Genomic DNA, 23,450 nt, shown 5'->3' with positions numbered 1-23,450 from the left:
GAGTACCGGGACGGTGTGATCACTCTCACTCCGAGGCGCCACGCACAGGCTCCCTCCCGCGCGATGACGGACGGTGAACGACACGCCGGGGGGCGCGGAACCCCTACGATGTCGGGCGGGGAACGCCGTCGCGGCGTAGGGGGAGTGAGGCCGATGCGGGTCGCGTTGTCCGTCGCGTGCTTCGATGACGCGCTCTTCCCCGAGACGGGGAGGGCCGTGACCGTCCTATTGGAACGTCTTGGCCACGAAGTGGTATTCCCGCCCGGTCAGACGTGCTGCGGGCAGATCCACTGGACGTCCGGCTACCACCGCGAGGCGGCCGACCTCGCCCGCGGCTACACCCGGGCGTTCGAGGGCGGGGACGTCGTGGTCGCGCCGTCCGCGTCCTGCGCCGCCGCCGTCCGGGCCGCCTACCCGAGGATCGCGCGGGCGGCCCGCGACCCCGGGCTGGCCCGCGCCGCCGAGGGCCTCGCCGTCTACGAGCTGACCGAGTTCCTGGTGGACGTCCTGGGCGTCACCGACGTCGGCGCCCGCTTCCCGCACCGGGTCGCCTACCACCCGTCCTGCCAGTCGATGCGGACGCTCGGGATCGGCGACCGGCCGCTGCGGCTGCTGCGCGCGGTGCAGGGCCTCGACCTGGTCGACTTACCCGCGGCGGAGGAGTGCTGCGGGTTCGGCGGCGCGTTCGCGATGAAGAACGCGGACGTGTCCGTCGCGATGGTCGCCGACAAGGTCAGGCACATCCGCGGCACGGGCGCGGACGTGGTGTGCGCGGTGGACGACTCCTGCCTCGCCCACATCGGCGGGGCGCTGTCGCGGCTCCGCGCCGGCGTCCGGACCATGCACCTGGCCGAGATCCTCGCCGCGACGGGGCCGTCGTGACCGGCGCGCAGCCGGGCGGGCCCGTCCCGCTGCCGATGCCGAAGTTCGCCGCCGCCGCAAGGTCCGCGCTGGCCGACACCGGCCTGCGCCGCAACCTGCGCGGCGCGACCGCGGCCCTCCGCGAGCGGGCGGCCGCCGCGTCCGGGGAGCCCGCCGACTGGGCGGACCTGCGCGAGGCCGGCCGCGCGATCGGGGACGACGCGCTCCGCGGCCTCGACGTCCACCTGGAGGAGCTGGAACGGTCCGTCACCGAGGCGGGCGGCACCGTGCACTGGGCGGCGGACGCGGCCGAGGCGCGCCGCGTCGTCACGGGCCTCGTGCGGGCCGCCGGCGTGACGGAGGTCGTGAAGTCGGCCTCGCTGGCGGTCCGGGAGATCGGCCTGGCCGGCGCGCTGGCCCGCATGGGCGTGACCGCGCACGAGACCGCGCTCGCCGATCTGGTCGTCCAGCTCGGCGAGGACGAGCCGTCGCACCTGCTGGCGCCGGCCGCGCACCGCGACCGCGCGCAGATCGCGGAGGTGTTCCGGCGGGCGATGCCCGCCGGGGGGCCCGGCCCGGGCGAGGATCCGGCGGCCCTCGCCGCCGCGGCCCGCGCCCATCTGCGGGAGCGGTTCCTGCGCGCCCGCGTCGCGATCACCGGCGCGAACTTCCTGGTGGCCGAGACCGGCACGGTCGTGGTGGTCGAGTCCGAGGGCAACGCGCGGATGTGCCTCACGCTGCCGGAGACGCTGATCTGCGTCGCGGGCATCGACAAGGTCGTCCCCACGTGGGATGACATGGAGGTGTTCCTTCAGCTCCTTCCGCGTTCGTCGACCGGCGACCGGATGACCCCGTACGTCTCGTCCTGGACGGGGGTGACGCCGGGCGACGGGCCGCGCGCGTTCCACCTCGTCCTGCTCGACAACGGCCGCACCAGGGCCCTCGCCGACGAGGTCGGGCGCGCCGCGCTGCGGTGCATCCGCTGCTCGGCCTGCCTGAACGTCTGCCCGGTCTACGAGCGCACGGGCGGGCGGCCCTACGGGCCCGTCTACCCGGGGCCGATCGGCGCGATCCTCACCCCGCAGCTGCGCGGCGTGGAGAGCGCGGCGGCGGCGTCGCTGCCGTACGCGTCCACGCTCTGCGGCGCCTGCGCCGACGTCTGCCCGGTGAAGATCGACATCCCGGACGTGCTGGTCCACCTGCGCGGCGCGGTGGTCGAGTCGCGCCGGCGGCGTCCCGTGCCGACGCCCGAGATGGTGCTGATGCGCGGCCTGGCGTGGACGATGGGGGATCCGCGCCGGCACGAGGCGGCGCTGCGCCGCGGCACCCGGTGGGCGCGGCTGCTGTCGCGCGGCGGGCGGATCCGCCGGCTGCCCGGGCTGCTCGGCAAGTGGACCGAGGCCCGCGACCTGCCGGCGCCGCCGGCGGAGAGCTTCCGCGCCTGGTGGAACGGGACCCGGACGTGACCGCGCGCGAGGAGATGCTGCGCCGGGTGCGGGAGGCGCTCGGCGGGTCGCGCGGCCCGGGTCCGCCGGTGCCGCGCGGCTACGCGCGCCGGCTGCCGGCCGCGGAGGCCGCGACGCGCGCGGACGTCCTCGCCCTGTTCACCGAGCGGGTCGCCGACAACCGGGCGGCCGTGCGGCACGCCGGAGCGGACGAGGTGGGCACCGCGGTGGCCGCCGCGCTGTGGGGGCGGGAGGCCAAGGAGATCGTCGTCCCCGCGGACGTGCCGTTCGGCTGGCTCGCCGAGCTGGACGGCGTCCGGGCGCTCGCCGACGCCCCGGCGCTCGACCTCGACGCCCTCGCCGCCGCGGACGGCGTGGTGACGGGCTGCGCGGCGGCGGTGGCGCAGACGGGCACGGTCGTCCTGGACGGCGGCCGGGCGCAGGGGCGGCGGGCGCTCACCCTCGTGCCCGGGTTCCACCTGTGCGTGGTCCACGCCGACCAGATCGTGGGGACGGTCCCGGAGGCGGTCACGCGCCTGGACCCGGCGCGGCCGCTCACCTGGATCAGCGGCCCGTCCGCCACCCACGGCATCGAGGCGACCAGGGTGGTGGGCGTGCACGGCCCCCTCCACCTGGAGATCATCCTCGTGGAGGACTGAGCGGACGACCCGGCCGGCGGCTAGCGGACGCCGCCGACGACGAGGTCGAGGCCGGCGGTGAACCGGGCGTTCCAGTCCACCACGCGGTCGGCGCCGTCCTCGCCGGTGCCGCGCACCTCCAGGGCGGTGTGGCCGATCACGTAGCCGAGCAGGGTGTGCGCGGCGACGCCCGCGGCGTCCTCGGCGACGCCGCCGCGCCGCATGACCTCGCGCAGGGACGCGACCGTGGCGGTGAGCGCGACGGGGTTGCGGCGGGTGACGACGAGGGGCAGCACCCCGGCGTGCGCCATCAGCCGTCCCCGGTAGGCGGTGGCCCAGTCCCGCAGGACGTCCTGCCAGCGCCGGGCCGGCGAGTCCTCGGCGGGGGCGGAGGCGACGTGCGCGACGAGGCCGTCGAGGAGCTGCTCCTTGCCGCGGGGGAGGTGGTGGTAGATCGCCATCGCCTCGACCTCGAGGGAGTCCCCGAGGCGGCGCATCGTGAGGCGGCCGAGTCCCTGGCCGTCCACGATCTGCAGGGCCGCCTCGATGATCCGCTCGATGGACAGCGGTGCGCGGTGCTGGGCGTTGATGCTGGGCTGCCGGACCATGGGACGTCACCTTACTGCGTAAAGGGCCGAAGCCGGGTGTCCGCCGCCACGACACGCCGGAACCCCGCGTACGCTTACCTGGACCAGGCATTGAAGACCGTCGAGGGAGTACCACCATGCCGCTGGGCCGCCGGGTGAGCAAGGACGTCGCGGAGCCGTACGAGGCCGACCAGCGGCTGGCCGCCGAGTACGAGGACCGGCTCGCGGCGGCCGGCGACGCGGAGCGGGCGCTGCGCGAGGCGCAGGCCGCGCACGTCGCCGGCCCGGAGCTGCGCGCGCTGACGGTGGCGTTCGACAAGGCGATGACGGCGGTGCTCGCCGCCGCCGAGGCGTCCGAGCGGGCCACGATGGGCCCGAAGGTGTACACGGCCGGCACGCAGGACGCCAAGACGCGCCGCGCCGCCGAGATCGCCTACCGCAAGGCGAAGGCGCGCCCGGCGGTCCGCCCGTGGACGGACGAGGTCGACCGGCTGCGCACGGCCCGCGAGGCGCACCGGCTGAGCTTCAGGACGGTGCCGTCCGCGCTCGGCTGAGCCGTCCCGCACGTGTGACGACACAGCGTCACCGGGTGGCACCGGCCACCGAACTTTGACAGTCTGCCCTCTCGGGGAACGCCGGGGGCGCCCCCCGCCGCCATCACGTGCGCGCGGACGCGTCCCGGCGGAGAGGGCACACGGTGCTCTGGACGTTGGGGGATGTCACGTGGAGCGCACGCCGCCGGACCGGTGCCGCGTACTCGAGTCCTACCAGGACGGGGTGAAGGCGATCCGCGCGCTGTCGGCGGACGCCCGCGACTGGGACGCGCCGACGCCCTGCGCCGACTGGCGGCTGATCGACCTCGCCGGCCATCTGCGCTGCGTCGCGGAGAACTTCCTGGAGTACCTCCAGGACGCGCCCGACAGCCGGCTGGCGACGCTGTTCGCGCAGGAGGCGGCGACGGCGGTGCTGATCCGGCAGCAGGCGCGGCAGAACGCGACCGAGCTCGCGGTGCTGCCGCCCGAGCCCGGCCCCGAGCGGATCATGGCGTTCGGGGTGTCGGCGGGGGCGTACGCCGACCTGCTGCCGGACATGTGGGACCGCACCCATCTGATCTACCGGGGCACCAAGTACACCGTCGGCGACCACGCGGGCGCGGCGTGCGTGGAGTGGCATCTGCACGCCTGGGACATGGCCCGCGCGTGCGGCGCCGACTACCGGCCGCGCGACCCCGACCTGCTGGTGTCGGCGTGGCACTGGGGCGTCCCCCACCTGCCGCTCGCGGCGGGGGACGCCTGGGAGGCGGTGCTGCGCTCGTCCGGCCGGTCGCCGCGCTGGCCCGAGCCCGACGACCGGCCGGGCGACCGGTCCGGCCGGTCGCGGCGCCGGTCCGGCCGTCAGACGCCCTCGGGCCTGCCGGGGCGGTCCCGCAGGTAGACCAGCCAGGTGAGCGCGCAGCACACGGCGTAGAAGGCGATGAACGCGAGGTAGGCGCCGTCGCCGGTGCCGGTGGCGAGGAACGACTGCCGGAAGGCGATGTTGACCAGGACGCCGCCGAGCGCGCCGACGGCGCCGGCGATGCCGATCAGCGCCCCGGACAGGCGGCGGGCCTCGGCCTCGGGGGCCTTGGCGCGGAAGATCGCGGGGATCATCTTGTAGGTGGAGCCGTTGCCGACGCCGCTGAACGCGAACAGCAGGACGAACCCGGTGAGGAACAGCGGCAGGGACCCGCGCACGGACGCGGCCAGCACCAGGCCGGCGGACGCGGCCATCGCGACGAAGGTCCAGAAGGTGACGGCGGCGCCGCCGAGCCGGTCGGCGAGGCGCCCGCCGGCGGGGCGCAGCAGCGAGCCGAGGGCGGGGCCGAGGAACGTCAGGTACGCGGCCTTGACGGGGGTGTCGAAGTCGTCGGCGAACTGCACCTGGAGGACCTGCCCGAACGCGAAGCCGAACCCGATGAACGACCCGAACGTGCCGATGTAGAGCACCGACATGATCCAGGTGTGGGCGTCCCCGCAGACGTCCCGCATCGCCCGGCGGTCGTTGCGCGCGTGCGCCAGGTTGTCCATGCGGAACCAGGCGCCGAGGGCGGCGAGGACGATCAGCGGGATGTAGATCCCGGCGACGAGCCCGGGGTGGTCCTTGCCGGCGGTGGCGAGGACGAGCAGCCCGACGAGCTGGACGACGGCGACGCCGAGGTTGCCGCCGCCGGCGTTGATCCCGAGCGCCCAGCCCTTGAGCCGCTGCGGGTAGAAGGCGTTGATGTTGGCCATCGAGGACGCGAAGTTGCCGCCGCCGACGCCCGCGACGGCGGCGAGGAGCACCAGGGTGGTGAACGAGACGCCGGGCTCGACCAGGAACGCGGCGAGCACCGCCGGGACGAGCAGCAGCGCCGCGCTGAAGACCGTCCAGTTGCGGCCGCCGAACCGGGCGACGGCGAACGTGTAGGGGATGCGCAGCGCAGCGCCGGCGAGGGCGGGGACTGCGGTGAGGGTGAACTTCCCGGCCGGGTCGACGCCGTAGGCGGGGCCGAGGAACAGCACGAGGACCGACCACAGCGTCCACACCGAGAACCCGATGTGCTCGGAGAGGATCGAGTAGATCAGGTTGCGGCGGGCGACGCGCGCGCCGCCGGCGGTCCAGAAGGCGGGGTCCTCGGGCCGCCAGTCGTCGATCCAGCGGCCCTTCGGCGGCCGGGCGCGGTCCCCGCGCGCGGTCTCGGTGGTGACGGTCATGAGGCGCTCTCCCTGGTCGGTTCGGACGGGCCGACCGTAGGAAGCCGGGGTTTCGCCCGCGTGTGACCGGTCATACGCCGGTGATAACTCCGCCGCACAGCGCGTCCCCGCCGGCTGTGAGGCGCGGGGTAGATCCGGGCCCGGACGGGTAGGCAGGGGATCGCGAGCGGCGGGGGAAACGGAGACGAGACCGATGGCGACCTGTGAGGTCTGCGGCAACGACTACGCGATGGCCTTCGAGGTGCACGCGCAGGGCCAGGTGCACACGTTCGACTCGTTCGAGTGCGCGGTCACCAGGATGGCCCCGATCTGCGAGCACTGCCAGTGCCGGATCATGGGGCACGGCGTGGAGGTGAGCGGGCACTTCTACTGCTGCGCGCACTGCGCCCGCGCCGTCGACCCGGAGGGCGCGCGCCAGATCCAGGACGCGGTCCCGGTCTAAGACGCGGTCCCGGTCTAGAGCACGGTCCCGGTCTAGAGCACGGTCCCGGTCTAGAGCACGGTCCGGGTCTAGCTAGGGCGCGGTCCCGGTCCAGGACGCGTCCCGGCCGGGAGGCGGGACCGGTCCATTCGCGGTGCGCGTTCGGCCGCCGGGCGGTTTCAGCCGCCGGGCGTGCCGAATTGCTGCTCGCGGCCGTCCTCCAGGTAGACGGCGCGGCTCTCGGCCATGGCGCGGAGGCTGGGGCCCATCCGGCGGGAGACATGCGGCGGCGCGAGTTCGGGGATCTTCTCCGGCGCCACGAGGACGTGGTCGGACAGTTCCTCGGGCGGCAGCCGGATCGCGGCGATCTCCGCGCCGGTGATCGTGCCGCCGAAGACGAACACGTTGACGGCGTCGACGCCGTCGTCGCGCGGCGAGCCCCAGTCGACGCAGGCGAGGCCGTCGAGGCGGGGGACGAGGCCGAGTTCCTCCTCGCATTCGCGCAGGCACGCCGACAGGGGGGACTCGTCGGCCTCGATGACCCCGCCGGGCAGGTACCAGCCCTCGCTGTAGGTGGGCTTGACCAGCAGGACCCGCCCGAGGTCGTCCAGGAGCAGGGCCGCCGCGGCGCCGCGGGCGCGCGGCAGGGAGGCGTAGTAAGCAAGGTCGGGCATGTACCGAGGTTAGGCGTGATCACCGGGGGGTGATCGGGGGGCCGGGGCGGCGGCGGCCGCATCCGTCCGCGAGATCGCCGGGCCACCGCGAATCCGTTCGGTAACGGGGCAAAAAATGACGAATAGGCCATGACAAGGATCGACAACGCTTGACACGCTTGCGTCAAGGTCCCGTGGGCGGCGTCCGGCGCACCGGCCTGACCTCGGCGGACGCGCCGCGTGAAGGTCTTTTAACGCCGGGGTCACACCGGGGAATCGCCGGCGAAACGGCGCCCGCCGAGTCTCGGACGCATGACCGGGACTCCCACGCACTGCCCGTACTGCGCCCTCCAGTGCGGCATGACCCTGCACGCGCCCGGCGCCGGAGCCGGTGCGGACCCGTTGCGGGTCGTGCCGCGCGACGACGTGCCCGCCAACCGCGGCGGGCTGTGCCAGAAGGGCTGGACGGCCGCGGAGCTGCTGACCGTCCCCGACCGGCTGACCGCGCCGATGATGCGGCGCGACCGGGGCGCGCCGCTGGAGCCGTGCACCTGGGACGAGGCGCTCGACCGCGTCGCCGCCGAGGCCGCCGGGCTGCGGGCGCTGCACGGCCCGGACTCGGTCGCGGTCTTCGGCGGCGGCGGGCTGACCAACGAGAAGGCCTACCAGCTCGGCAAGTTCGCCCGCGTCGCGCTCGGCACGTCCCAGATCGACTACAACGGCCGGTTCTGCATGTCGTCGGCCGCGGCGGCGTCCGGCCGGGCGTTCGGGATGGACCGCGGGCTGCCCGGCCCGGTCACCGACCTGGCGGCGTCCGGCGCGGTCCTGGTCGCGGGCGGGAACCCCGCCGAGACGATGCCGCCGTTCATGCGGCACCTGGCGGAGATGCGCGACGGCGGCGGCGCCCTCATCGTGGTGGACCCGCGCCGCACCGCCACCGCCCGCCAGGCCGACCTGCACCTGCAGCCGGCGCCCGGCACCGACATCGCCCTCGCGAACGGGCTGCTGCACCTGGCGCTCGCCGAGGGGCTGGCCGACGACGACTACATCGCCGCCCGGACCGCCGGGTTCGACGCCGTCCGGACGGTCGTCAACGCGTACTGGCCGGACCGCGCCGAGCGCATCACCGGCGTGCCCGTCCCGGCGATGCGGGAGGCGGTCCGGCTGCTGGCCCGCGCCCGCCGCGCCCACGTGCTGACCGGGCGGGGCGCCGAGCAGCACGCCCGCGGCACCGACACGGTCACCGCGTTCATCAACCTGGCGCTCGCGCTCGGGCTGCCCGGCCGCGAGGGCTCCGGGTACGGGTGCCTGACCGGGCAGGGCAACGGGCAGGGCGGACGCGAGCACGGCCAGAAGGCCGACCAGCTGCCCGGCTACCGCAGGATCGACGACCCGGCGGCCCGCGCGCACGTCGCGGCCGTGTGGGGCGTCGACCCCGCGGACCTGCCCGGCCCCGGGCGGTCCGCGTACGAGCTGCTGTCGGCGCTCGGCGCTCCCGGCGGGCCGAGGGCGCTGCTGGTGTTCGGGTCCAACCCGGTCGTGTCGGCGCCGGACGCCGCGCGGGTCGAGGAGCGGCTCGCCGCCCTGGACCTGCTGGTGGTGGCCGACTTCGTCCCGTCGGAGACGGCGCTGCGCGCCGACGTCGTGCTGCCCGCCGCGCAGTGGGCCGAGGAGTCGGGGACGATGACGAACCTGGAGGGCCGCGTGCTGCGGCGGCGCCGGGCCGTCCGCCCGCCGGCCGGGGTCCGCACCGACCTGGAGATCATCGGGGCGCTCGCGGAGCGGCTGAAGGCGCCGGGGGAGTGGAGCGCCGACCCGGAGACGGTGTTCGGGGAGCTGCGCCGCGCCAGCGCGGGCGGCGCCGCCGACTACTCAGGCATCGGCTACGCGCGGATCGAGGCGGAGGGCGGGGTGTTCTGGCCCTGCCCGTCCCCGGACCACCCGGGCACGCCGCGCCCCTACCTGGACCGCTTCCCCACGCCGGACGGGCGGGCCCGGTTCGTCCCGGCCGAGCACCACGGCCCGGCGGAGGACGTGGACGAGGACCATCCGGTGTACCTGACGACCGGGCGGGTCCTGGCGCAGTACCAGTCGGGCGCGCAGACCAGGCGCGTCCCGGCGCTGGCCGAGGCCGCGCCGGGGCCGTTCGTGGAACTGCATCCCGACCTGGCCGAGCGCCTCGGCATCGAGGACGGCGCCGACGTGCGGGTGGAGAGCCGGCGGGGCTCGGTGACCGTGCGGGCGCGGCTGACCGACGCGATCCGCGGCGACACCGTCTTCATGCCGTTCCACTGGGCGGGGGACGGGCGGGCGAACCTGCTCACGAACCCGGCCCTGGACCCCGTGTCGCGGATGCCGGAGTTCAAGGTGTGCGCCGTCCGGGTGGGAGTGAGCCCGTTTTAACACGGCGGTGACAAAGGAGACCCAGCGGCGAAACCGCCTTTACGGAGGATCAGGGCATGACCACGACACCCGAAGCGACGATCACCAGGGACCGGGCGGTCCGGGCGGCGGCCCGCTGGTTCGACATCTGCTCCTACGCCGGACTGATCCCCGAGCGCGGTGTCTGCGCGATGGTGGACGGAACACAGGTGGCGGTCTTCCGCGACTTCGACGGCGCCCTGTACGCGCTGTCGAACCTCGACCCGTTCAGCGGCGCCTGCGTCCTGTCGCGCGGGATCCTCGGCACCCGGGACGGGACGCCGACGGTGGCGTCCCCCATGTACAAGCAGGTGTTCGACCTGCGCACCGGGGCGTGCCTGGACGACCCGCGGGTGGCGGTGCCGGCCTTCCCGGTCCGCCGCTCCGGGGACCGGGTGGAGGTGGCGCTCACCGATGAGCACCGGCAGTGAGCCACTGGCCGGGTTCGCCGTCGGCGTGACCGCGGCCCGCCGGCACGAGGAGCTCGCGACGCTGCTGGAGCGGCGCGGCGCCCGGGTCGTGCTCGCGCCCGCGATCCGGCTCGTCCCGCTCGCCGACGACGCCGAACTGCTGGAGGCCACCCGGGCGTGCGCCGCGGGGCCGCTGGACCACGTCGTCGCGACGACGGGGATCGGGTTCCGGGCGTGGCTGGAGGCGGCGGACGGGCACGGGCTGCGGGACGCCCTCGTCGACCGGCTCGCCGGGGCCGAGATCGTGGCGCGCGGGCCGAAGGCGCGCGGCGCGATCCGGTCCGCCGGGCTGCGGGAGGCGTGGTCGCCGGAGTCGGAGGGCTGCGCCGAGGTGACCCGGCACCTGCTGGCCAAGGACCTGGCCGGCGCGCGGGTCGCCGTGCAGCTGTACGGGGAGCGGCAGCCGGAGCTGACCGGGGCGCTGCGCGCCGCGGGCGCCGAGGTGATCGAGATCCCGGTGTACCGGTGGTCGCGCACCGAGGACCCCTCGCCGCTGCGCCGGCTCGCCGGCCAGGCGGTGGCGGGCACGGTCGACGCGATCACGTTCACCAGCGCGCCCGCGGTCGCCGCGACGCTGGCCGTCGCCGCCGAGGACGGGCTGGAGGAGGCCCTGCTGGAGGCCATGCGCACCCACGTCGTGGCGGCGTGCGTCGGGCCGGTCACCGCGCGGGCGCTCACCGAGCACGGCGTGCCGACCGTCCAGCCGGAGCGGGCCCGGCTCGGCGCGCTCGTCCGCGCCCTGGTCACGGACCTGCCGCGGCGCCGGTCGCGGCGGCTGTCGGTGCGCGGGGCGTCGCTGGAGCTGCGCGGGCACGCCGTCGTGCTGGACGGGCAGCTGCGGCCGATCGCGCCCGCGCCGATGGCGATCCTGCGGGCGCTCGCGCGGCGCCCCGGGCACGTGGTGTCGCGGGCGGAGCTGTGCGGTGCGCTGCCGAGCCGCCCGGCGGGGATGGGCCTGCTGCGGAGCCGGGAGGCGCGGCCGCACGCCGACGAGCACGCGGTCGAGATGGCGGTGGCGCGGCTGCGGCGCGGCCTCGGCCGGCCCGGAATCGTCGAGACGGTCGTCAAGCGCGGCTACCGGCTCGCGTGCGACCCGCGGCTCGCCGACCGGCTCGCGGCGGGCGCGGGTGGCTGACCCGCGGCGCCCGGCGCTGCTGGCCGTCGCGCACGGGACGCGGGATCCGGCCGGGCCCGCCGCCGTCCGGGACCTCCTGGACCGGGTGCGGGCGATGCGGCCGGGGCTGCGGGTCGCGGAGGCGTACGGCGAGCTGTCGGAGCCGTCGCTGGAGGAGGCCGCGTCCGGGGCGGCCGGCGGGCCGGTGGTCGTCGTGCCGCTGATGCTGGCGCGCGGCTACCACGCGCTCATCGACATCCCTGACCGCGCCGCCCGGCTGCTGCCCGGCTCGGTCGCGGCCCGGCCGCTCGGCCCCGACCCGCTGCTGGCCGAGGCGCTCGCCCGCCGCCTGGGCGAGTGCGCGCAGACCCGGATCCCGCCGCGCCGGACGGACGCCGTCGTCCTCGGCGCGGCGGGGTCCGCCGACCCCGCGGGGTCCGAAGACGTGCGGGCCGCCGCCCGGCTGCTGGCGCGGCGGCTGCGGCGGCCCGTCACGCACGGTTTCGTCGCCGCGGGCGGCCCCGCGCTGGACGAGGTCGTCGCGGAGCGGCGGCGGCGGGGCGCCCGGCGGGTGGTCGTGGCGTCGTACCTGCTGGCGCCCGGCCGGTTCCTGGACCGGGCGCGGTCGTGCGGCGCCGACGCGGTGACCGCGCCGGTCGGGGCGGACGACGCGGTGGCGCGGCTCGTCCTGCGGCGCTACGACGAGGCGCGGTCGCTGGTGAGCGGGCCCGTCTCCGTGCGCCGGCGCTCCTCGGCGCGCTGACGCTCCTGCGTGCGCCGGCGCTCCTCCGTGTGCTGGAGCGTCCCGGCGAACCGGTCGTCGTGGTGGGCGAGGACGCGCAGCAGCATCTCCCTGAAGAGCCGCCGCTCGTGCGGTGACAGCGGCTCGAACAGGATCTCGTTGAGGCGGACGCGGGCGTCGAGGCTCTCGCCGAGGAACAGCCGGCCGTCCTCGGTGGCGTCCAGCGCGTAGCGGCGCCGGTCCTCGGGGTCGCGGCGGCGCTCGACGTGGCCGGCCTCCTCCAGCGCGTCGACGATGGAGACCAGGTCGCCGGGGTCCATGCTGAGCCGCTCGGCGACCTCGCGCTGCGAGAGCGGCCCGGACCGCGCCACGCACCACAGGACGAGCAGGTGGGGCAGCCGCGGCTGGCCGGGGAGCATCCGCGCCGCGGTCCGCCGGACGAGCCGCACCGTCTCGAACATCAGGTACGTGGGCGAGTCGAGCATCGGGTCGGGCTGGTCCGTCACGGCACGGCTCCTCGCGATCGCTTGGGGCTTCCTATCTCTCTTGACGTGAGAGAAAGGATACTCCTACCGTTGGAACGCCCAAGATATGGGCGTGCGCTCCATGCGGAGGGAGGCCCCATGCCGGACGGGGGACCCGCCGTCGAGGTCGACGGCCTGATCAAGAGGTTCGGCGATGTGGAGGCCGTGCGGGGGATCGACTTCGCCGTGCGGCCGGGGGAGATCTTCGGTTTCCTCGGCCCGAACGGCGCGGGCAAGTCCACGACCATCAACATGCTCTGCACCCTGCTGCGCCCCACCGCGGGCCGCGCGCGGGTGGCGGGGCACGACGTCGCCGCCGAGCGCGACAGCGTGCGCCGCAACATCGGCCTGGTCTTCCAGGACCCGACGCTCGACGGCTACCTGTCGGGTGAGCAGAACCTGCGCTTCCACGCCGAGCTGTACGGGGTGCCGCGCTCGGTGACGGGCGGCCGCATCCGGCAGGTGCTGGAGATGGTCAACCTGTGGGACCGGCGCGGCGACCTGGTGCAGACCTACTCCGGCGGCATGAAGCGCCGCCTGGAGATCGCGCGCGGCCTGCTGCACTCGCCGCGGGTGCTGTTCCTGGACGAGCCGACCGTCGGGCTGGACCCGCAGACCCGGGCGTCGATCTGGGAGTACATCCGGCAGCTGCAGGCGGCCGAGGAGATCACGATCTTCATGACCACGCACTACATGGACGAGGCCGAGTTCTGCGAGCGCATCGCGATCATGGACTCGGGGCGGATCGTAGCGCTCGACACCCCGGAGGCACTCAAGGCGGGCGTCGGCAAGGACCGGATCCGCATCCAGACCGCCGACGACCTCGCGGCGATCGCCGCGATCGGGGAGCGGTTCGGCCTGGAGGCGGTCGTGTCGGAGGGCGCGGTCACGTTCTCGGTGGCCTCCGGGGAGGCGTTCGTACCGCGGCTGTTCGCCGAGCTGGGCGTCCCGATCCGGTCGGTGAACGTGGCGCGGCCGTCCCTGGACGACGTGTTCATGTCCTTCACCGGTTCCACGATCCGGGACGCCGAGGCGTCGGGGAACGACCGGATGCGCGTCGCGATGCGCGCGATGAGGAGGTGACGATGGCGAGGACGGCGGAGAAGGCGGCGGCCACCGGGGTCGTCCGGGTCCGGGTGCCCGAGCGCGGCCTGCGGCAGGACCTGCGCGCCGTGAAGATCGTCCTGCACCGGGAGCTGATCCGGTTCTGGCGGGACAAGCTGCGGATGGTGTCGGGCCTCGTCCAGCCGGTGCTGTGGCTGCTGGTCATGGGCACCGGCCTGTCCAACCTGGTGGCCAGCGGCGGCGGCCCGGCCGGGGACGTCGACCTGAAGACGTTCATCTATCCCGGCGTGTGCGCGATGTCGGTGATGTTCACCGCGATGTTCTCCGCCGGGTCGATCGTCTGGGACCGGGAGTTCGGGTTCCTGCGCGAGATGCTCGTGGCGCCCGTCAGCCGCGCCGCCATCGTGATCGGCAAGTGCATCGGCGGCGCGGTCGTGGCGACCCTCCAGGGCGTGGTGATCGTGCTGCTCGCGCCCCTCGCCGGCGTCCCCTACGACCCGGCGCTGATGCTGCAGCTGATCGGCCTGATGTTCATCGGGGCGCTCGCGCTGACCGGGTTCGGGGTGATGATGGCGGCGCGGATCACCCAGATGCAGGCGTTCTTCGGCCTCATGCAGATGGCGATGATGCCGATGATGTTCCTGTCGGGCGCGCTGTACCCGCTGAACGGCCTGCCGACGTGGCTGAGCGTCCTGACCCGGTTCAACCCGCTCACCTACGCGGTCGACCCGATGCGGCACGTCGTGTTCGCGCACCTGGACGTCTCGCCGGGCCTGCTGCGCACGTTCGACCCGGGCGTGACCTGGGGCGGCTGGACGGTGCCGATCTGGCTGGAGATCGTCATCGTGCTGGGGATGGGCCTCGGCCTGATGGGCGTCGCCATCCTGGAGTTCCGCCGCGCCGACTGAGAGGACACTGCCGTCACGCTCCGCGATGAACGATACTGACCCTGCGCGACTCCGCGCACTCGGTCGGATGCGAAGGGTGACGGCACGCACGTGAACGGGAACAGGACGATGTGGCGCGCGGCGGCGGCGACGGCCGCCGCCCTCGCGGCGGTGACGGCGGCGCAGGCGGTCGGCACCGCCGCCACGGCAGGCGGGACGGCCGTGGCGGCAGGCGGGGCGGCGACGGCGGCGCCCGGCGAGGGGGTGCGGATCACGCGGTTCCTCGGGGAGCAGCGCCTCCCGCACATGATGAAGTTCGAGGGCACCACGGTCGGCGGGCTGTCGGGCATCGACCGCGATCCCCGCACCGGCACCTGGTACCTCGTGTCCGACGACCGGTGGCGCTACGACCCGGCGCGCTTCTACACCGGACGGTTCGGCTTCGACCGGGCCACCGGCGCGTTCGAGACCGTCGAGATCACCGGGGTGACCACGCTGAAGCGGCCGGACGGCAGCCCCTACCCCGGGTTCGGCAAGCCGGAGTCGGCCGACCCGGAGACGATCCGGTTCGACGCGCGCTCGGGGCGGGTGCTGTGGGGCAGCGAGGGCGACCGCCCGGACGAGACCCATCCCGGCATCCCGCTCGCGCCGATGTCGCTGGGCTGGGCGCGGCGGGACGGCGGGTACGCCGGGCGGCTGCCCGTCCCGGCCGGGCTCCGGCTCACCGAGGAGCACCGGGGGCCGCGCCGCAACTTCGGTTTCGAGGCGCTGACGTTCACCCCGGACGGCATCGCCGCCATGGTCGAGGGCCCCCGCTACGAGGACGGCGACCCGCCGACGGTGGAGCACGGCGCCCTCACCCGGCTCACGCTGTGGAGCCGCGGCGGGCGGGTCCGCGCCCAGTACGCCTATCCCGTCGACCGGCTCCCGGAGGCGCCGGAGCCGCCGTCCGGCATCGCCGACAGCGGCGTCTCGGAGATCCTCGCCGTGGACGGCCACCGGTTCCTGGCGCTGGAGCGGTCCTGGCTGGAGGGCGTCGGCTACAAGGCCAAGCTGTACGAGTTCGACATCAGGGGCGCCACGGACGTGCTGCAGCGCGACGGCCTCGCCGAGGGCGGCGGGTTCCGTCCGGCGCGCAAGCGGCTCGTCGCCGACCTCGGCCGGTACGCCGACCCGCCGCAGAACCTGGAGTCGCTGGCGTGGGGGCCGCGGCTGAGGACGGGGGAGTGCACGCTGGTGACCGGGTCCGACGACAACTTCGACGCCCGCGAGGCCACCGAGTTCCTGGCCTTCGCCGTCCGGGGCTGCTGACCGGCGGCCGGACCGCGACAGGGGCCCGCCCGGACCGGCACGGTCCGGGCGGGCCCCTGCGCGTGCGGGGGAGGAGGTCAGACGGCGAAATCGAGCAGCGGGCGGGCGTTGCTGGGGTGCCGCAGCTTGGACAGCGACTCCTTCTCCAGCTGGCGGATCCGCTCGCGGGTCAGCCCGAGGGCCTTGCCGATCTCGTCCAGGGTGCGCGGCGTCCCGTCGTACAGCCCGAACCGCATCGCCATGATCTTGGCCTCGCGCGGGGACAGGATGTCGAGGGTGCGGCGCAGCTGGTCGGCCATCAGCTGCCGGTCGACCAGCTCGGACGCCTCGGGGCTGTCGGTGTCCTCGATGAGGTCGCCGATGCGGGTCTCGCCGTCCTCGCCGATGGTGGAGTCCAGGCTGATCGGCTGGCGGCTGGTGCGCAGCAGCTCGCGGACCTGCTCGGGGCTCTTGTCCAGCTCGACGGCCAGTTCCTCCGGGGTGGGCTCGCGGCCGAGGCGCTGGTGCATGTCGCGCTCGACGCGGCTCAGCTTGCTGAGCATCTCCAGCACGTGCACGGGGAGCCGGATCGTGCGGGCCGAGTCGGCGAAGCCGCGCTGTATGGCCTGCCGGATCCACCACATGGCGTAGGTGGAGAACTTGTAGCCCTTGGAGTAGTCGAACTTCTCCACGGCGCGGATCAGGCCGAGGTTGCCCTCCTGGACGACGTCCAGCAGCGACAGGCCGCGGTCGGAGTACTTCTTGGCGACCGACACCACGAGCCGGAGGTTGGCCTCCAGCATGTGGGCCTTGGCGCGGCGGCCATCGGCGGCGACCCATTCCAGGTCGGCGCGCTGGCCGCGGGACAGGTCCCCGGACTCCAGCTTGTGCTCGGCGTACAGCCCGGCCTCGATGCGCTTGGCGAGGTCGACCTCCTGCTCGGCGGTGAGCAGCTGGCGGCGTCCGATGGCCTTGAGGTAGGTGTGGACGGAGTCGCCCATGGTGGTCGACTGGTCGTCCAGGTCCGCGGGGGCGTCGGCGGCCTCGACCTCGGTGACGTCGAACTCCTCGTCCGCGGACGCGCCCGTGGCGCCTCCGGCGGCCTTGGCGGTCTTGCCGGCGGTCTTGGCGGGCGTCCCGCCCGCGGCCTTGCGGGAGGTGCGCTTCTTCGCGGCGCGGGCCGGGACGGGGTCGGGCGCCGCCTGGGCGGTCTCCCCGCCGTCGTGGTCGGCGGCCGCGGCCAGCTTGCGGACGGAGTCGGGCTCGCCCGCCAGGCTGATGCCGGCCTCGGAGAGCTCGCGCAGGATGGAACGGCCCTGGGCCGGGCTGATCCCGGCGCTCTCGAAGGCGCCCCGCACCTCGTCGAGCGAGAGGCGCCCTTGGGCGCGACCACGCTTCAGGAGCTCGTTGAGCGCGGGGCCCGCCGTCTCCGTGAGCGGGGTCTCGACGGCGCTTCGCGGCATGAGGACACCCCCCTCCCTTCGGTGTGTGAGTGCGGCGCGGATTGTGAGTTCGCTGGTAGCGCACGCACTTAACGGAACGTCGCACGGCCGGGTCATTGTTCCCGGCGCCGCGGGACGGGCGGCCCGCCGGCGGATCGCGGAGGAACGATCCAGAAGCACCTGGTGCCCGGAATGGGCCGATTCATACCGTCTGACCTGAACAGATCTGACCTTACTGCGTAAAGGCATCGGGCCGGAGCGGCGTGACCATCCGGACGGAAGCGGGCGCGACCTCAGCGTGCGGCAGTGCCGGCCCCGGGGGAGCGCAGGCGGGCGCGGTCGGGCTTCCCGGACGCCAGCAGCGGGATGGCCTCCACCAGCTCCAGTTCCCGGGGGGCCGCGTACACGGGCATCGTCTCGCGGACGAAGGCGCGCAGGTCCGGGAGCTCGGGCACGGCCGGGCGGGCGGGGACGACGACCGCGGTGACGCGCTCGCCCCATTCGGGGTCGGGCCGTCCGACCACGACGACGTCGCGGACGGCCGGGTGCCGCGACAGCGCGGCGGCGACCTCCCCGGCGACGACCTTCTCCCCGCCGGTGTTGATCACGTCGTCGAGGCGGCCGCGGACCCGGAGCCGGCCGTCCTCGACGGCGCCGAGGTCCTGGGTGACGAACCAGGCGCCGTCCCTGACCTCGGCGGTCCGGTCGGGCCGCAGCCGGTAGCCGGTGAACAGGGACGGGCCCGCGAGCCGGATGCGGCCGCCGTCGCCGAGCGCGACGCGCATGCCGTCCAGCGGCGTGCCGTCGTAGACGCAGCCGCCGCACGTCTCGCTCATGCCGTAGGTGGTGAACACGCGGGCGCCGCGGTCGCGGGCCTCGGCGAGCAGGCCGGGCGCGGCGGCGGCCCCGCCGAGGACGACGGCCCCGAGCCGCGAGAGGTCGGCGCCCGCGTCCAGCAGGCGGCGCAGCTGGGTGGGGACGAGCGAGACGTGGAGGCCGTCCGCCGCCGCGACGGCGGCGGCGTCGAAGCGCGGGGCGATGACCGGGGCGGTGCCGGCGACCAGGGAGCGGACGAGGACCTGGACGCCGGAGATGTGGCTGGTGGGCAGGCAGCACAGCCACCGGTCGCCGGGCGCGGCCTCGATGCGGGCCAGTGTGCCGGCGGCGGAGTGCCGCAGCGCGGCCGCGGACAGCTCGACGAACTTGGGGGCCCCGGTGGAGCCGGACGTGGCGATCAGCACCGCCGTGCCGGCGTCGGCGGGCGGGTGGCCGCCGCCGGAGCGGTGCGGGACGAGCCCGTCCGGCGTCTCGATGGCGTCGGGGGCCAGCGCGTCCAGCAGGTCGCGGAGGGCGGGCGCGGGCAGGCCGGGGGGGAGCGGGCAGATCGCGGGGCCGCCGCCGAGCGCGTCCGCCAGGGCCCGCAGCAGGCGGGGGCCGGGCGGCAGGACGACGGCGTGCAGTGGGCGGTCCATGATCTCATCAGCCTAGACGACCCCGCTGAACGCGTTCAAACACGGGAGCGGTTGAATGGGTCACGACCGACCGCGACCCCGCCGGCGCGGCCGCTTCATGGAGAGGAAGACATGGTCTCGGAGCTTTTCGACGCGGACGCGTGGAAAGAGGTCGAGGGATTCGGCTTCACCGACATCACCTACCACCGCGCCGTCGGGCACGGCACGGTGCGGGTCGCGTTCGACCGCCCGGAGGTGCGCAACGCGTTCCGCCCCCACACGGTGGACGAGCTGTACCGGGCGCTGGACCACGCGCGGATGTCCAGCGACATCGGGTGCGTGCTGCTGACGGGCAACGGGCCGTCGCCGAGGGACGGCGGCTGGGCGTTCTGCTCCGGCGGCGACCAGCGCATCCGCGGCAAGGACGGGTACAGGTACGCCGACGGCGAGACGTCGGAGACGATCGACCCGGCGCGGGCGGGGCGGCTGCACATCCTGGAGGTGCAGCGGCTGATCCGGATGATGGGCAAGGTCGTCATCTGCGTCGTGCCGGGCTGGGCGGCGGGCGGCGGGCACAGCCTGCACGTGGTGTGCGACCTGACGATCGCCAGCCGGGAGCACGGCAGGTTCAAGCAGACCGACGCGGACGTGGCGAGCTTCGACGGCGGCTTCGGGTCGGCGTACCTGGCGCGGCAGGTCGGGCAGAAGTTCGCCCGGGAGATCTTCTTCCTGGGCGACGCCTACGACGCCGAGGCCGCGCACCGGATGGGCATGGTCAACGCCGTCGTCCCGCACGCCGAGCTGGAGGCCACGGCGCTGGAGTGGGCGCGGAAGGTCAACGGCAAGAGCCCGACGGCGCAGCGGATGCTGAAGTACGCGTTCAACCTGGTGGACGACGGGCTCGTGGGGCAGCAGGTGTTCGCCGGCGAGGCGACGCGCCTGGCCTACGGCACCGGCGAGGCCGCCGAGGGGCGGGACTCGTTCCTGGAGAAGCGCGACCCCGATTGGTCGCCTTTCCCGTGGTACTACTAATGGACCCAAGGCACGGTGTGGTCCGGAATACCGTGATTAGACGGGCAGGTCAGGGGGTCGGCGGGTGCGGGTCTACTCCATCCCGATGCGGACGCGGTTCCGCGGTGTGACGCGCCGGGAGGGCGTCCTGATCCAGGGCCCCGCCGGCTGGGGGGAGTTCTCGCCGTTCGCCGAGTACGGCCCGGCCGAGTGCGCGCGCTGGCTGGCCGCGGCGCGCGAGGCCGCCTGCGACGGCTGGCCCGCGCCCGTCCGCGACCGGATCCCGGTGAACGTGACGATCCCGGCGGTCGCGCCTGAGCGGGCGTACGCGATGACCAAGGAGTCCGGCTGCCGGACCGCGAAGGTCAAGGTCGCCGAGCGCGGCCAGGGCGACGCCGACGACATGGCGCGGGTCGAGGCCGTCCGCGACGCGATCGGGCCGGACGGCCGCGTGCGCATCGACGTGAACGGCGGCTGGGACGTCGACCACGCGGCCCGGATGATCCGGGCGCTGGACCGCTGGGGGCTGGAGTACGCCGAGCAGCCCTGCGCGACGCTGGAGGAGCTCGCGCTCGTGCGGCGGCGCGTGGACGTGCCGGTCGCGGCGGACGAGTCGATCCGCCGCGCCGAGGACCCGCTGAAGGTGCGGGCGGCCGGCGCCGCCGACGTCGCGGTGCTGAAGGTGCAGCCGCTCGGCGGGGTGGCGGCGTCGCTGCGGGTCGCGGAGGCGTGCGGGCTGCCGGTCGTGGTGTCGAGCGCGGTGGAGACGTCGGTGGGGCTGGCGGCGGGGGTGGCGCTGGCCGCCGCGCTGCCGGAGCTGCCCTACGCGTGCGGGCTGGGGACGCTGTCGCTGCTGGAGGGCGACGTCGCCGGTGACCCGCTGCGGCCGGTGGCGGGCGAGCTGGAGGTGCGGCGGCCCGCGGTGGACGAGGAGGCGCTGCGCCGCTGGGCGGCGCCCGACGCGGCGGGCTGGCGGGATCGCGCCCTCGCCGCGCAGGAGCATATGGCCGGCCCGGCGGTGCTCGGGGCGGCGCGGTGAACCCGGCGACCGCGTTGGCGACGGTGCTCGTCGACGAGCTGCTGCGGTGCGGGATGACCGACGCGGTGCTGGCGCCGGGGTCCCGGTCGGCGCCGCTGGCGCTGGCGCTGCACGCCGCGGAGGAGGCGGGGCGGGTCCGGCTGCACGTGCGGATCGACGAGCGGTCGGCGTCGTTCCTCGGGCTCGGCCTGGCGAAGCGGTCGGGCCGTCCGGTGGCGCTGGTGTGCACGTCGGGGACGGCGGCGGCGAACTTCCATCCGGCGGTGATCGAGGCGCACGAGTCGGGCGTCCCGCTGATCGTGGTCACCGCGGACCGTCCGCCGGAGCTGCGCGGCACCGGCGCGAACCAGACGATCGACCAGGTGAAGCTGTACGGGACGGCGGTGCGGTGGAGCACCGAGGTGGGCGTGCCGGAGAACCGTCCCGGCATGGTGGCGTACTGGCGGTCGCTCGTCAGCCGTGCGTGGGGGGCGGCGCAGGCGCCCTCGCCGGGGCCGGTGCACGTGAACGCGGCGTTCCGCGAGCCGCTGATCCCGGACGGTGACGAGTCGTGGTGCGAGCCCCTGGACGGGGACGCGACGGGCGCGTGGACGAAGGTGCGCCCGGCGACGCCGGGGTCGGTGCTGCACGTGCCGCCGACCCGCCGCGGCGTCCTCGTGGTGGGGGACGGCGCCGTGAACGTGAAGCGGTACGTGGCGGCGGCGTCGATGGCCGGCTGGCCCGTCCTGTCGGAGCCGAACGGCAACGCCCGGTACGGCGACCACGCCCTGTCGTCGCACCATTTCCTGCTGGGCGTCCCCGAGTTCGTGGAGCGGCACCGTCCCGAGGTGGTGGTGACGCTGGGCAAGCCGGGCCTGTCGCGCCCGCTGCTGTCGCTGCTGCGCCGCGCCGAGGAGCACATCGTGCTGGCGCCGGATCTGGCGCACTGGCCCGATCCCGTCCGGTCGGCGACGCAGGTGGCCCCCGAGGTGGAGATCCCGATGGTGTCGGGCGACGACGCGTGGCTGAAGTCGTGGCGGACCGCGGACCTGGCCGCCGCGGCGGCGGTCGACGCGGTGCTGGACGCGGTGCCGGAGGTGACCGAGCCGCGGCTGGCCCGCGACCTGGCGGCGGGGCTGCCGGGCGGGTCGCTGCTGTTCACCGCGGCGAGCATGCCGATCCGGGACCTGGACCAGGTGATGCGGCCGCGGCGCGGCATCCGGATCATGGCGAACCGGGGCGCGAGCGGCATCGACGGCCTGATCTCGACGGCGATCGGCGCGGCGCTGGCGCACAGCGGGCGCTCCTACGCCCTGCTGGGCGATCTGGCGTTCCTGCACGACCAGAACGGGCTGATCATCGGCCCGTACGACCGGCGCCCGGATCTGGCGGTCGTCGTGGTGAACAACCAGGGCGGCGGGATCTTCTCGCTGCTTCCGCAGGCGGCGCTGCGGGGTCCGTTCGAGCGGGTCTTCGGGACCCCGCACCAGGTGGACGTGGAGACGGTCGCGGCCGCGCACGGCGTCCCGTACCGGCGGCTGGAGGCCGCGGCCGACCTGCCGAAGGCGATGGCGGGGGAGGGGCTGCGGATCATCGAGGCCCGCACCGGCAGGGAGGCGAACGCGGCGCTGCACGCCGACATCCGCAAGGCCGCCCAGGCGGCCGTCCGCACGACCCTGGGCTGATCACCCCGCACACGCCGTGACCAGGCGGCGGATGGTTCACCCTTTAACTTACAATGTAAAGGCCCCGGGCCGTGGCAATGCCCCATCGACTTGAAAACAAAACCCCTCAGCCACGCCGAAGCGCTGTCGGGGGGTGGGGTCAGGTGGAGAGGAGGCGTTCGCGGAGGGCGTCGGTGTCCTCGGGCGTCCAGCCGTGGCCGGACAGCCAGCCGAGCGTCCCGCCGAACTCCTCGTCGACGCGGGTGAAGAGTTTCTCCATGAGCGCGGCGTGGGGGCGGTGCGTGTCGGCGGGGCGGGAGTCGAGGTCGGCGGCGTAGGTGTCGCTGCCGCGCAGCCGGTTCAGGACCGCCTCCAGGCGCTCGCCGGTCTGGGCGTAGTCGGCGACGATCGCCTCGCGGGTGACGCCGGTGACGTCCAGGGCGAGGGCGCAGACGACCCCGGTGCGGTCCTTGCCGGCGGCGCAGTGCACCAGTGACGAGCCGTCGGTGCGGGTCATGACGCGCAGGGCGGCGACGATCGAGTCGCCGCGGTCGGCGAGGTAGCCGAGGTAGTGGCCGGTGGTGCGGTCCTGCCAGGGGAGCGCCTTGTCGACGTCCGCGGCGACGTCGGTGTGGCGGCCGCCCTCGGAGAACAGCGACAGCTGGTGGACGGTGACGGTCGGTATCCGGGTGAGGGGGCCGGGGCCTTCGAGCCGCACCTCGGCGTCGCTGCGCAGGTCGATGACGTTCTTCAGTGCGTAGTCGTCGAGGAGGAGGCGGACGTCGGCGACCGAGAGGTCCTGAAGGTTGTCGGAGCGGAGCACGCGTCCCCGCCGGGTGGACCGGCCGTCGGTCGTGGGGAGCCCGCCGAGGTCCCGGGCGTTGACCGCACCGTCCAGTTCGATCCACCGCGTGCCATCGTCCATGACTTATGACCCTATAGGGCGGAGGATCCCGCTCTTTTACGCAGGGTCCCGGATGTTGTGCGTCGCCGGAGGGAACGAGACATAGGGGC

General features: G+C 74.9%; 23 protein-coding genes. 16 read left to right on the top strand and 7 right to left on the bottom strand.

The window, feature by feature from the left end; genetic code table 11:
- The first annotated feature begins 153 nt into the window (after positions 1-153).
- From ACA511_RS30035 to ACA511_RS30025, 3 genes are read left to right on the top strand one after another with little or no spacing between them, the layout of a single operon-like run.
- On the top strand, positions 154-882 hold the full coding sequence (locus ACA511_RS30035; RefSeq protein WP_375028007.1) for a (Fe-S)-binding protein: 729 nt from the start codon (positions 154-156) through the stop codon (positions 880-882).
- A 35-nt stretch (positions 883-917) separates the two neighbouring features.
- Positions 918-2,327, top strand: a complete 1,410-nt coding sequence (locus tag ACA511_RS30030; protein ID WP_375028086.1) for a lactate utilization protein B — start codon at positions 918-920, stop codon at positions 2,325-2,327.
- Complete coding sequence (locus ACA511_RS30025; protein WP_375028006.1) at positions 2,324-2,965, top strand: lactate utilization protein C; 642 nt, start codon at positions 2,324-2,326, stop codon at positions 2,963-2,965. Before ACA511_RS30030 ends, ACA511_RS30025 begins: the two co-directional genes overlap by 4 nt.
- Before the next feature lie 20 nt (positions 2,966-2,985).
- On the opposite strand, the gene ACA511_RS30020 is transcribed toward ACA511_RS30025, so the two are convergent.
- The gene (locus tag ACA511_RS30020; protein ID WP_375028005.1) at positions 2,986-3,552 is read right to left on the bottom strand and encodes a TetR family transcriptional regulator; all 567 of its coding nucleotides are present in this window, start codon (positions 3,550-3,552) and stop codon (positions 2,986-2,988) included.
- 116 nt (positions 3,553-3,668) lie between these two features.
- Here ACA511_RS30020 and ACA511_RS30015 point away from each other — a divergent pair, with 116 nt between their 5' ends.
- Together ACA511_RS30015 and ACA511_RS30010 are read left to right on the top strand one after the other, a co-directional pair.
- Positions 3,669-4,085 (top strand): plectin, encoded by a 417-nt coding sequence (locus ACA511_RS30015; protein WP_375028004.1) that lies wholly within the window; start codon positions 3,669-3,671, stop codon positions 4,083-4,085.
- Between the two features lie 169 nt (positions 4,086-4,254).
- Positions 4,255-4,965: a maleylpyruvate isomerase N-terminal domain-containing protein gene (locus tag ACA511_RS30010; protein WP_375028003.1), complete on the top strand. Its 711-nt coding sequence runs from the start codon at positions 4,255-4,257 to the stop codon at positions 4,963-4,965.
- Here the strand turns inward: ACA511_RS30010 and ACA511_RS30005 are convergent.
- Positions 4,926-6,263, bottom strand: a complete 1,338-nt coding sequence (locus ACA511_RS30005; RefSeq protein WP_375028002.1) for a nitrate/nitrite transporter — start codon at positions 6,261-6,263, stop codon at positions 4,926-4,928. The two genes, ACA511_RS30010 and ACA511_RS30005, sit on opposite strands and share 40 nt — an antisense overlap.
- Before the next feature lie 193 nt (positions 6,264-6,456).
- Here ACA511_RS30005 and ACA511_RS30000 point away from each other — a divergent pair, with 193 nt between their 5' ends.
- The gene (locus ACA511_RS30000) at positions 6,457-6,705 is read left to right on the top strand and encodes a hypothetical protein (protein ID WP_375028001.1); all 249 of its coding nucleotides are present in this window, start codon (positions 6,457-6,459) and stop codon (positions 6,703-6,705) included.
- Positions 6,706-6,863: 158 nt separating this feature from the next.
- On the opposite strand, the gene ACA511_RS29995 is transcribed toward ACA511_RS30000, so the two are convergent.
- Positions 6,864-7,358: an NUDIX domain-containing protein gene (locus tag ACA511_RS29995; RefSeq protein WP_375028000.1), complete on the bottom strand. Its 495-nt coding sequence runs from the start codon at positions 7,356-7,358 to the stop codon at positions 6,864-6,866.
- A gap of 291 nt (positions 7,359-7,649) precedes the next feature.
- On the opposite strand from ACA511_RS29995, the gene ACA511_RS29990 reads away from it, so the two are divergent.
- From ACA511_RS29990 to ACA511_RS29975, 4 genes are read left to right on the top strand one after another with little or no spacing between them, the layout of a single operon-like run.
- Positions 7,650-9,740 carry a molybdopterin oxidoreductase family protein gene (locus tag ACA511_RS29990; protein WP_375027999.1) on the top strand — a complete coding sequence of 697 codons (2,091 nt, stop codon included), beginning with the start codon at positions 7,650-7,652 and terminating at the stop codon, positions 9,738-9,740.
- 56 nt (positions 9,741-9,796) lie between these two features.
- The gene (gene nirD, locus ACA511_RS29985; protein ID WP_375027998.1) at positions 9,797-10,189 is read left to right on the top strand and encodes a nitrite reductase small subunit NirD; all 393 of its coding nucleotides are present in this window, start codon (positions 9,797-9,799) and stop codon (positions 10,187-10,189) included.
- Positions 10,173-11,363 carry a uroporphyrinogen-III synthase gene (locus ACA511_RS29980; protein ID WP_375027997.1) on the top strand — a complete coding sequence of 397 codons (1,191 nt, stop codon included), beginning with the start codon at positions 10,173-10,175 and terminating at the stop codon, positions 11,361-11,363. The genes nirD and ACA511_RS29980 overlap by 17 nt, the downstream gene beginning before the upstream one ends.
- Positions 11,356-12,105, top strand: coding sequence for a sirohydrochlorin chelatase (locus ACA511_RS29975; RefSeq protein ID WP_375027996.1), 750 nt, complete (start codon positions 11,356-11,358; stop codon positions 12,103-12,105). Before ACA511_RS29980 ends, ACA511_RS29975 begins: the two co-directional genes overlap by 8 nt.
- Here ACA511_RS29975 and ACA511_RS29970 read toward each other — a convergent pair.
- Positions 12,039-12,590, bottom strand: coding sequence for a MarR family winged helix-turn-helix transcriptional regulator (locus ACA511_RS29970; RefSeq protein ID WP_375027995.1), 552 nt, complete (start codon positions 12,588-12,590; stop codon positions 12,039-12,041). The two genes, ACA511_RS29975 and ACA511_RS29970, sit on opposite strands and share 67 nt — an antisense overlap.
- A gap of 117 nt (positions 12,591-12,707) precedes the next feature.
- Between ACA511_RS29970 and ACA511_RS29965 the strand changes: the two genes are divergently transcribed.
- The 3 genes from ACA511_RS29965 (at position 12,708) to ACA511_RS29955 (ending at position 15,871) form a co-directional block, all read left to right on the top strand.
- The gene (locus ACA511_RS29965) at positions 12,708-13,691 is read left to right on the top strand and encodes an ATP-binding cassette domain-containing protein (RefSeq protein WP_375027994.1); all 984 of its coding nucleotides are present in this window, start codon (positions 12,708-12,710) and stop codon (positions 13,689-13,691) included.
- Between the two features lie 2 nt (positions 13,692-13,693).
- On the top strand, positions 13,694-14,581 hold the full coding sequence (locus ACA511_RS29960; protein WP_375027993.1) for an ABC transporter permease: 888 nt from the start codon (positions 13,694-13,696) through the stop codon (positions 14,579-14,581).
- Between the two features lie 90 nt (positions 14,582-14,671).
- The gene (locus ACA511_RS29955) at positions 14,672-15,871 is read left to right on the top strand and encodes an esterase-like activity of phytase family protein (RefSeq protein WP_375027992.1); all 1,200 of its coding nucleotides are present in this window, start codon (positions 14,672-14,674) and stop codon (positions 15,869-15,871) included.
- Positions 15,872-15,948: 77 nt separating this feature from the next.
- On the opposite strand, the gene ACA511_RS29950 is transcribed toward ACA511_RS29955, so the two are convergent.
- Both ACA511_RS29950 and ACA511_RS29945 read right to left on the bottom strand, forming a co-directional pair.
- Entirely contained in the window at positions 15,949-17,313 is a 1,365-nt protein-coding gene (locus tag ACA511_RS29950) for an RNA polymerase sigma factor (RefSeq protein WP_375027991.1), read from the bottom strand.
- A 272-nt stretch (positions 17,314-17,585) separates the two neighbouring features.
- Positions 17,586-18,764, bottom strand: a complete 1,179-nt coding sequence (locus ACA511_RS29945; protein ID WP_375027990.1) for an AMP-binding protein — start codon at positions 18,762-18,764, stop codon at positions 17,586-17,588.
- A 111-nt stretch (positions 18,765-18,875) separates the two neighbouring features.
- Here ACA511_RS29945 and ACA511_RS29940 point away from each other — a divergent pair, with 111 nt between their 5' ends.
- The 3 genes from ACA511_RS29940 to menD all read left to right on the top strand — a co-directional run bounded on the left by ACA511_RS29940 (position 18,876) and on the right by menD (position 22,457).
- The gene (locus ACA511_RS29940) at positions 18,876-19,775 is read left to right on the top strand and encodes a 1,4-dihydroxy-2-naphthoyl-CoA synthase (protein ID WP_375027989.1); all 900 of its coding nucleotides are present in this window, start codon (positions 18,876-18,878) and stop codon (positions 19,773-19,775) included.
- A gap of 64 nt (positions 19,776-19,839) precedes the next feature.
- Positions 19,840-20,793, top strand: a complete 954-nt coding sequence (locus ACA511_RS29935) for an o-succinylbenzoate synthase (protein WP_375027988.1) — start codon at positions 19,840-19,842, stop codon at positions 20,791-20,793.
- Positions 20,790-22,457 carry a 2-succinyl-5-enolpyruvyl-6-hydroxy-3-cyclohexene-1-carboxylic-acid synthase gene (gene menD, locus ACA511_RS29930; protein ID WP_375027987.1) on the top strand — a complete coding sequence of 556 codons (1,668 nt, stop codon included), beginning with the start codon at positions 20,790-20,792 and terminating at the stop codon, positions 22,455-22,457. The genes ACA511_RS29935 and menD overlap by 4 nt, the downstream gene beginning before the upstream one ends.
- Before the next feature lie 139 nt (positions 22,458-22,596).
- Here menD and ACA511_RS29925 read toward each other — a convergent pair whose 3' ends face one another.
- Positions 22,597-23,361, bottom strand: a complete 765-nt coding sequence (locus tag ACA511_RS29925; RefSeq protein ID WP_375027986.1) for a tyrosine-protein phosphatase — start codon at positions 23,359-23,361, stop codon at positions 22,597-22,599.
- Between the last annotated feature and the right edge of the window lie 89 nt (positions 23,362-23,450).

It is taken from the genome of Actinomadura sp. GTD37, from assembly GCF_041951365.1.
GTDB lineage: Bacteria > Actinomycetota > Actinomycetes > Streptosporangiales > Streptosporangiaceae > Spirillospora.
The sequence above is the reverse complement of the archived record's forward strand: the minus strand, read 5'-3'. Positions and strand labels throughout refer to the sequence as shown.

What these genes read in the sequence shown, in the direction of transcription:
- ACA511_RS30035 (WP_375028007.1), top strand. Translation starts at nt 154, where the DNA reads ATGCGGGTCGCGTTGTCCGTCGCGTGCTTCGATGACGCGCTCTTCCCC.
- ACA511_RS30030 (WP_375028086.1), top strand. Translation starts at nt 918, where the DNA reads ATGCCGAAGTTCGCCGCCGCCGCAAGGTCCGCGCTGGCCGACACCGGC.
- ACA511_RS30020 (WP_375028005.1), bottom strand. Translation starts at nt 3,552, where the DNA reads ATGGTCCGGCAGCCCAGCATCAACGCCCAGCACCGCGCACCGCTGTCC.
- ACA511_RS30015 (WP_375028004.1), top strand. Translation starts at nt 3,669, where the DNA reads ATGCCGCTGGGCCGCCGGGTGAGCAAGGACGTCGCGGAGCCGTACGAG.
- ACA511_RS30005 (WP_375028002.1), bottom strand. Translation starts at nt 6,263, where the DNA reads ATGACCGTCACCACCGAGACCGCGCGCGGGGACCGCGCCCGGCCGCCG.
- ACA511_RS30000 (WP_375028001.1), top strand. Translation starts at nt 6,457, where the DNA reads ATGGCGACCTGTGAGGTCTGCGGCAACGACTACGCGATGGCCTTCGAG.
- ACA511_RS29995 (WP_375028000.1), bottom strand. Translation starts at nt 7,358, where the DNA reads ATGCCCGACCTTGCTTACTACGCCTCCCTGCCGCGCGCCCGCGGCGCC.
- ACA511_RS29990 (WP_375027999.1), top strand. Translation starts at nt 7,650, where the DNA reads ATGACCGGGACTCCCACGCACTGCCCGTACTGCGCCCTCCAGTGCGGC.
- nirD (WP_375027998.1), top strand. Translation starts at nt 9,797, where the DNA reads ATGACCACGACACCCGAAGCGACGATCACCAGGGACCGGGCGGTCCGG.
- ACA511_RS29980 (WP_375027997.1), top strand. Translation starts at nt 10,173, where the DNA reads ATGAGCACCGGCAGTGAGCCACTGGCCGGGTTCGCCGTCGGCGTGACC.
- ACA511_RS29965 (WP_375027994.1), top strand. Translation starts at nt 12,708, where the DNA reads ATGCCGGACGGGGGACCCGCCGTCGAGGTCGACGGCCTGATCAAGAGG.
- ACA511_RS29960 (WP_375027993.1), top strand. Translation starts at nt 13,694, where the DNA reads ATGGCGAGGACGGCGGAGAAGGCGGCGGCCACCGGGGTCGTCCGGGTC.
- ACA511_RS29950 (WP_375027991.1), bottom strand. Translation starts at nt 17,313, where the DNA reads ATGCCGCGAAGCGCCGTCGAGACCCCGCTCACGGAGACGGCGGGCCCC.
- ACA511_RS29945 (WP_375027990.1), bottom strand. Translation starts at nt 18,764, where the DNA reads ATGGACCGCCCACTGCACGCCGTCGTCCTGCCGCCCGGCCCCCGCCTG.
- ACA511_RS29940 (WP_375027989.1), top strand. Translation starts at nt 18,876, where the DNA reads ATGGTCTCGGAGCTTTTCGACGCGGACGCGTGGAAAGAGGTCGAGGGA.
- ACA511_RS29925 (WP_375027986.1), bottom strand. Translation starts at nt 23,361, where the DNA reads ATGGACGATGGCACGCGGTGGATCGAACTGGACGGTGCGGTCAACGCC.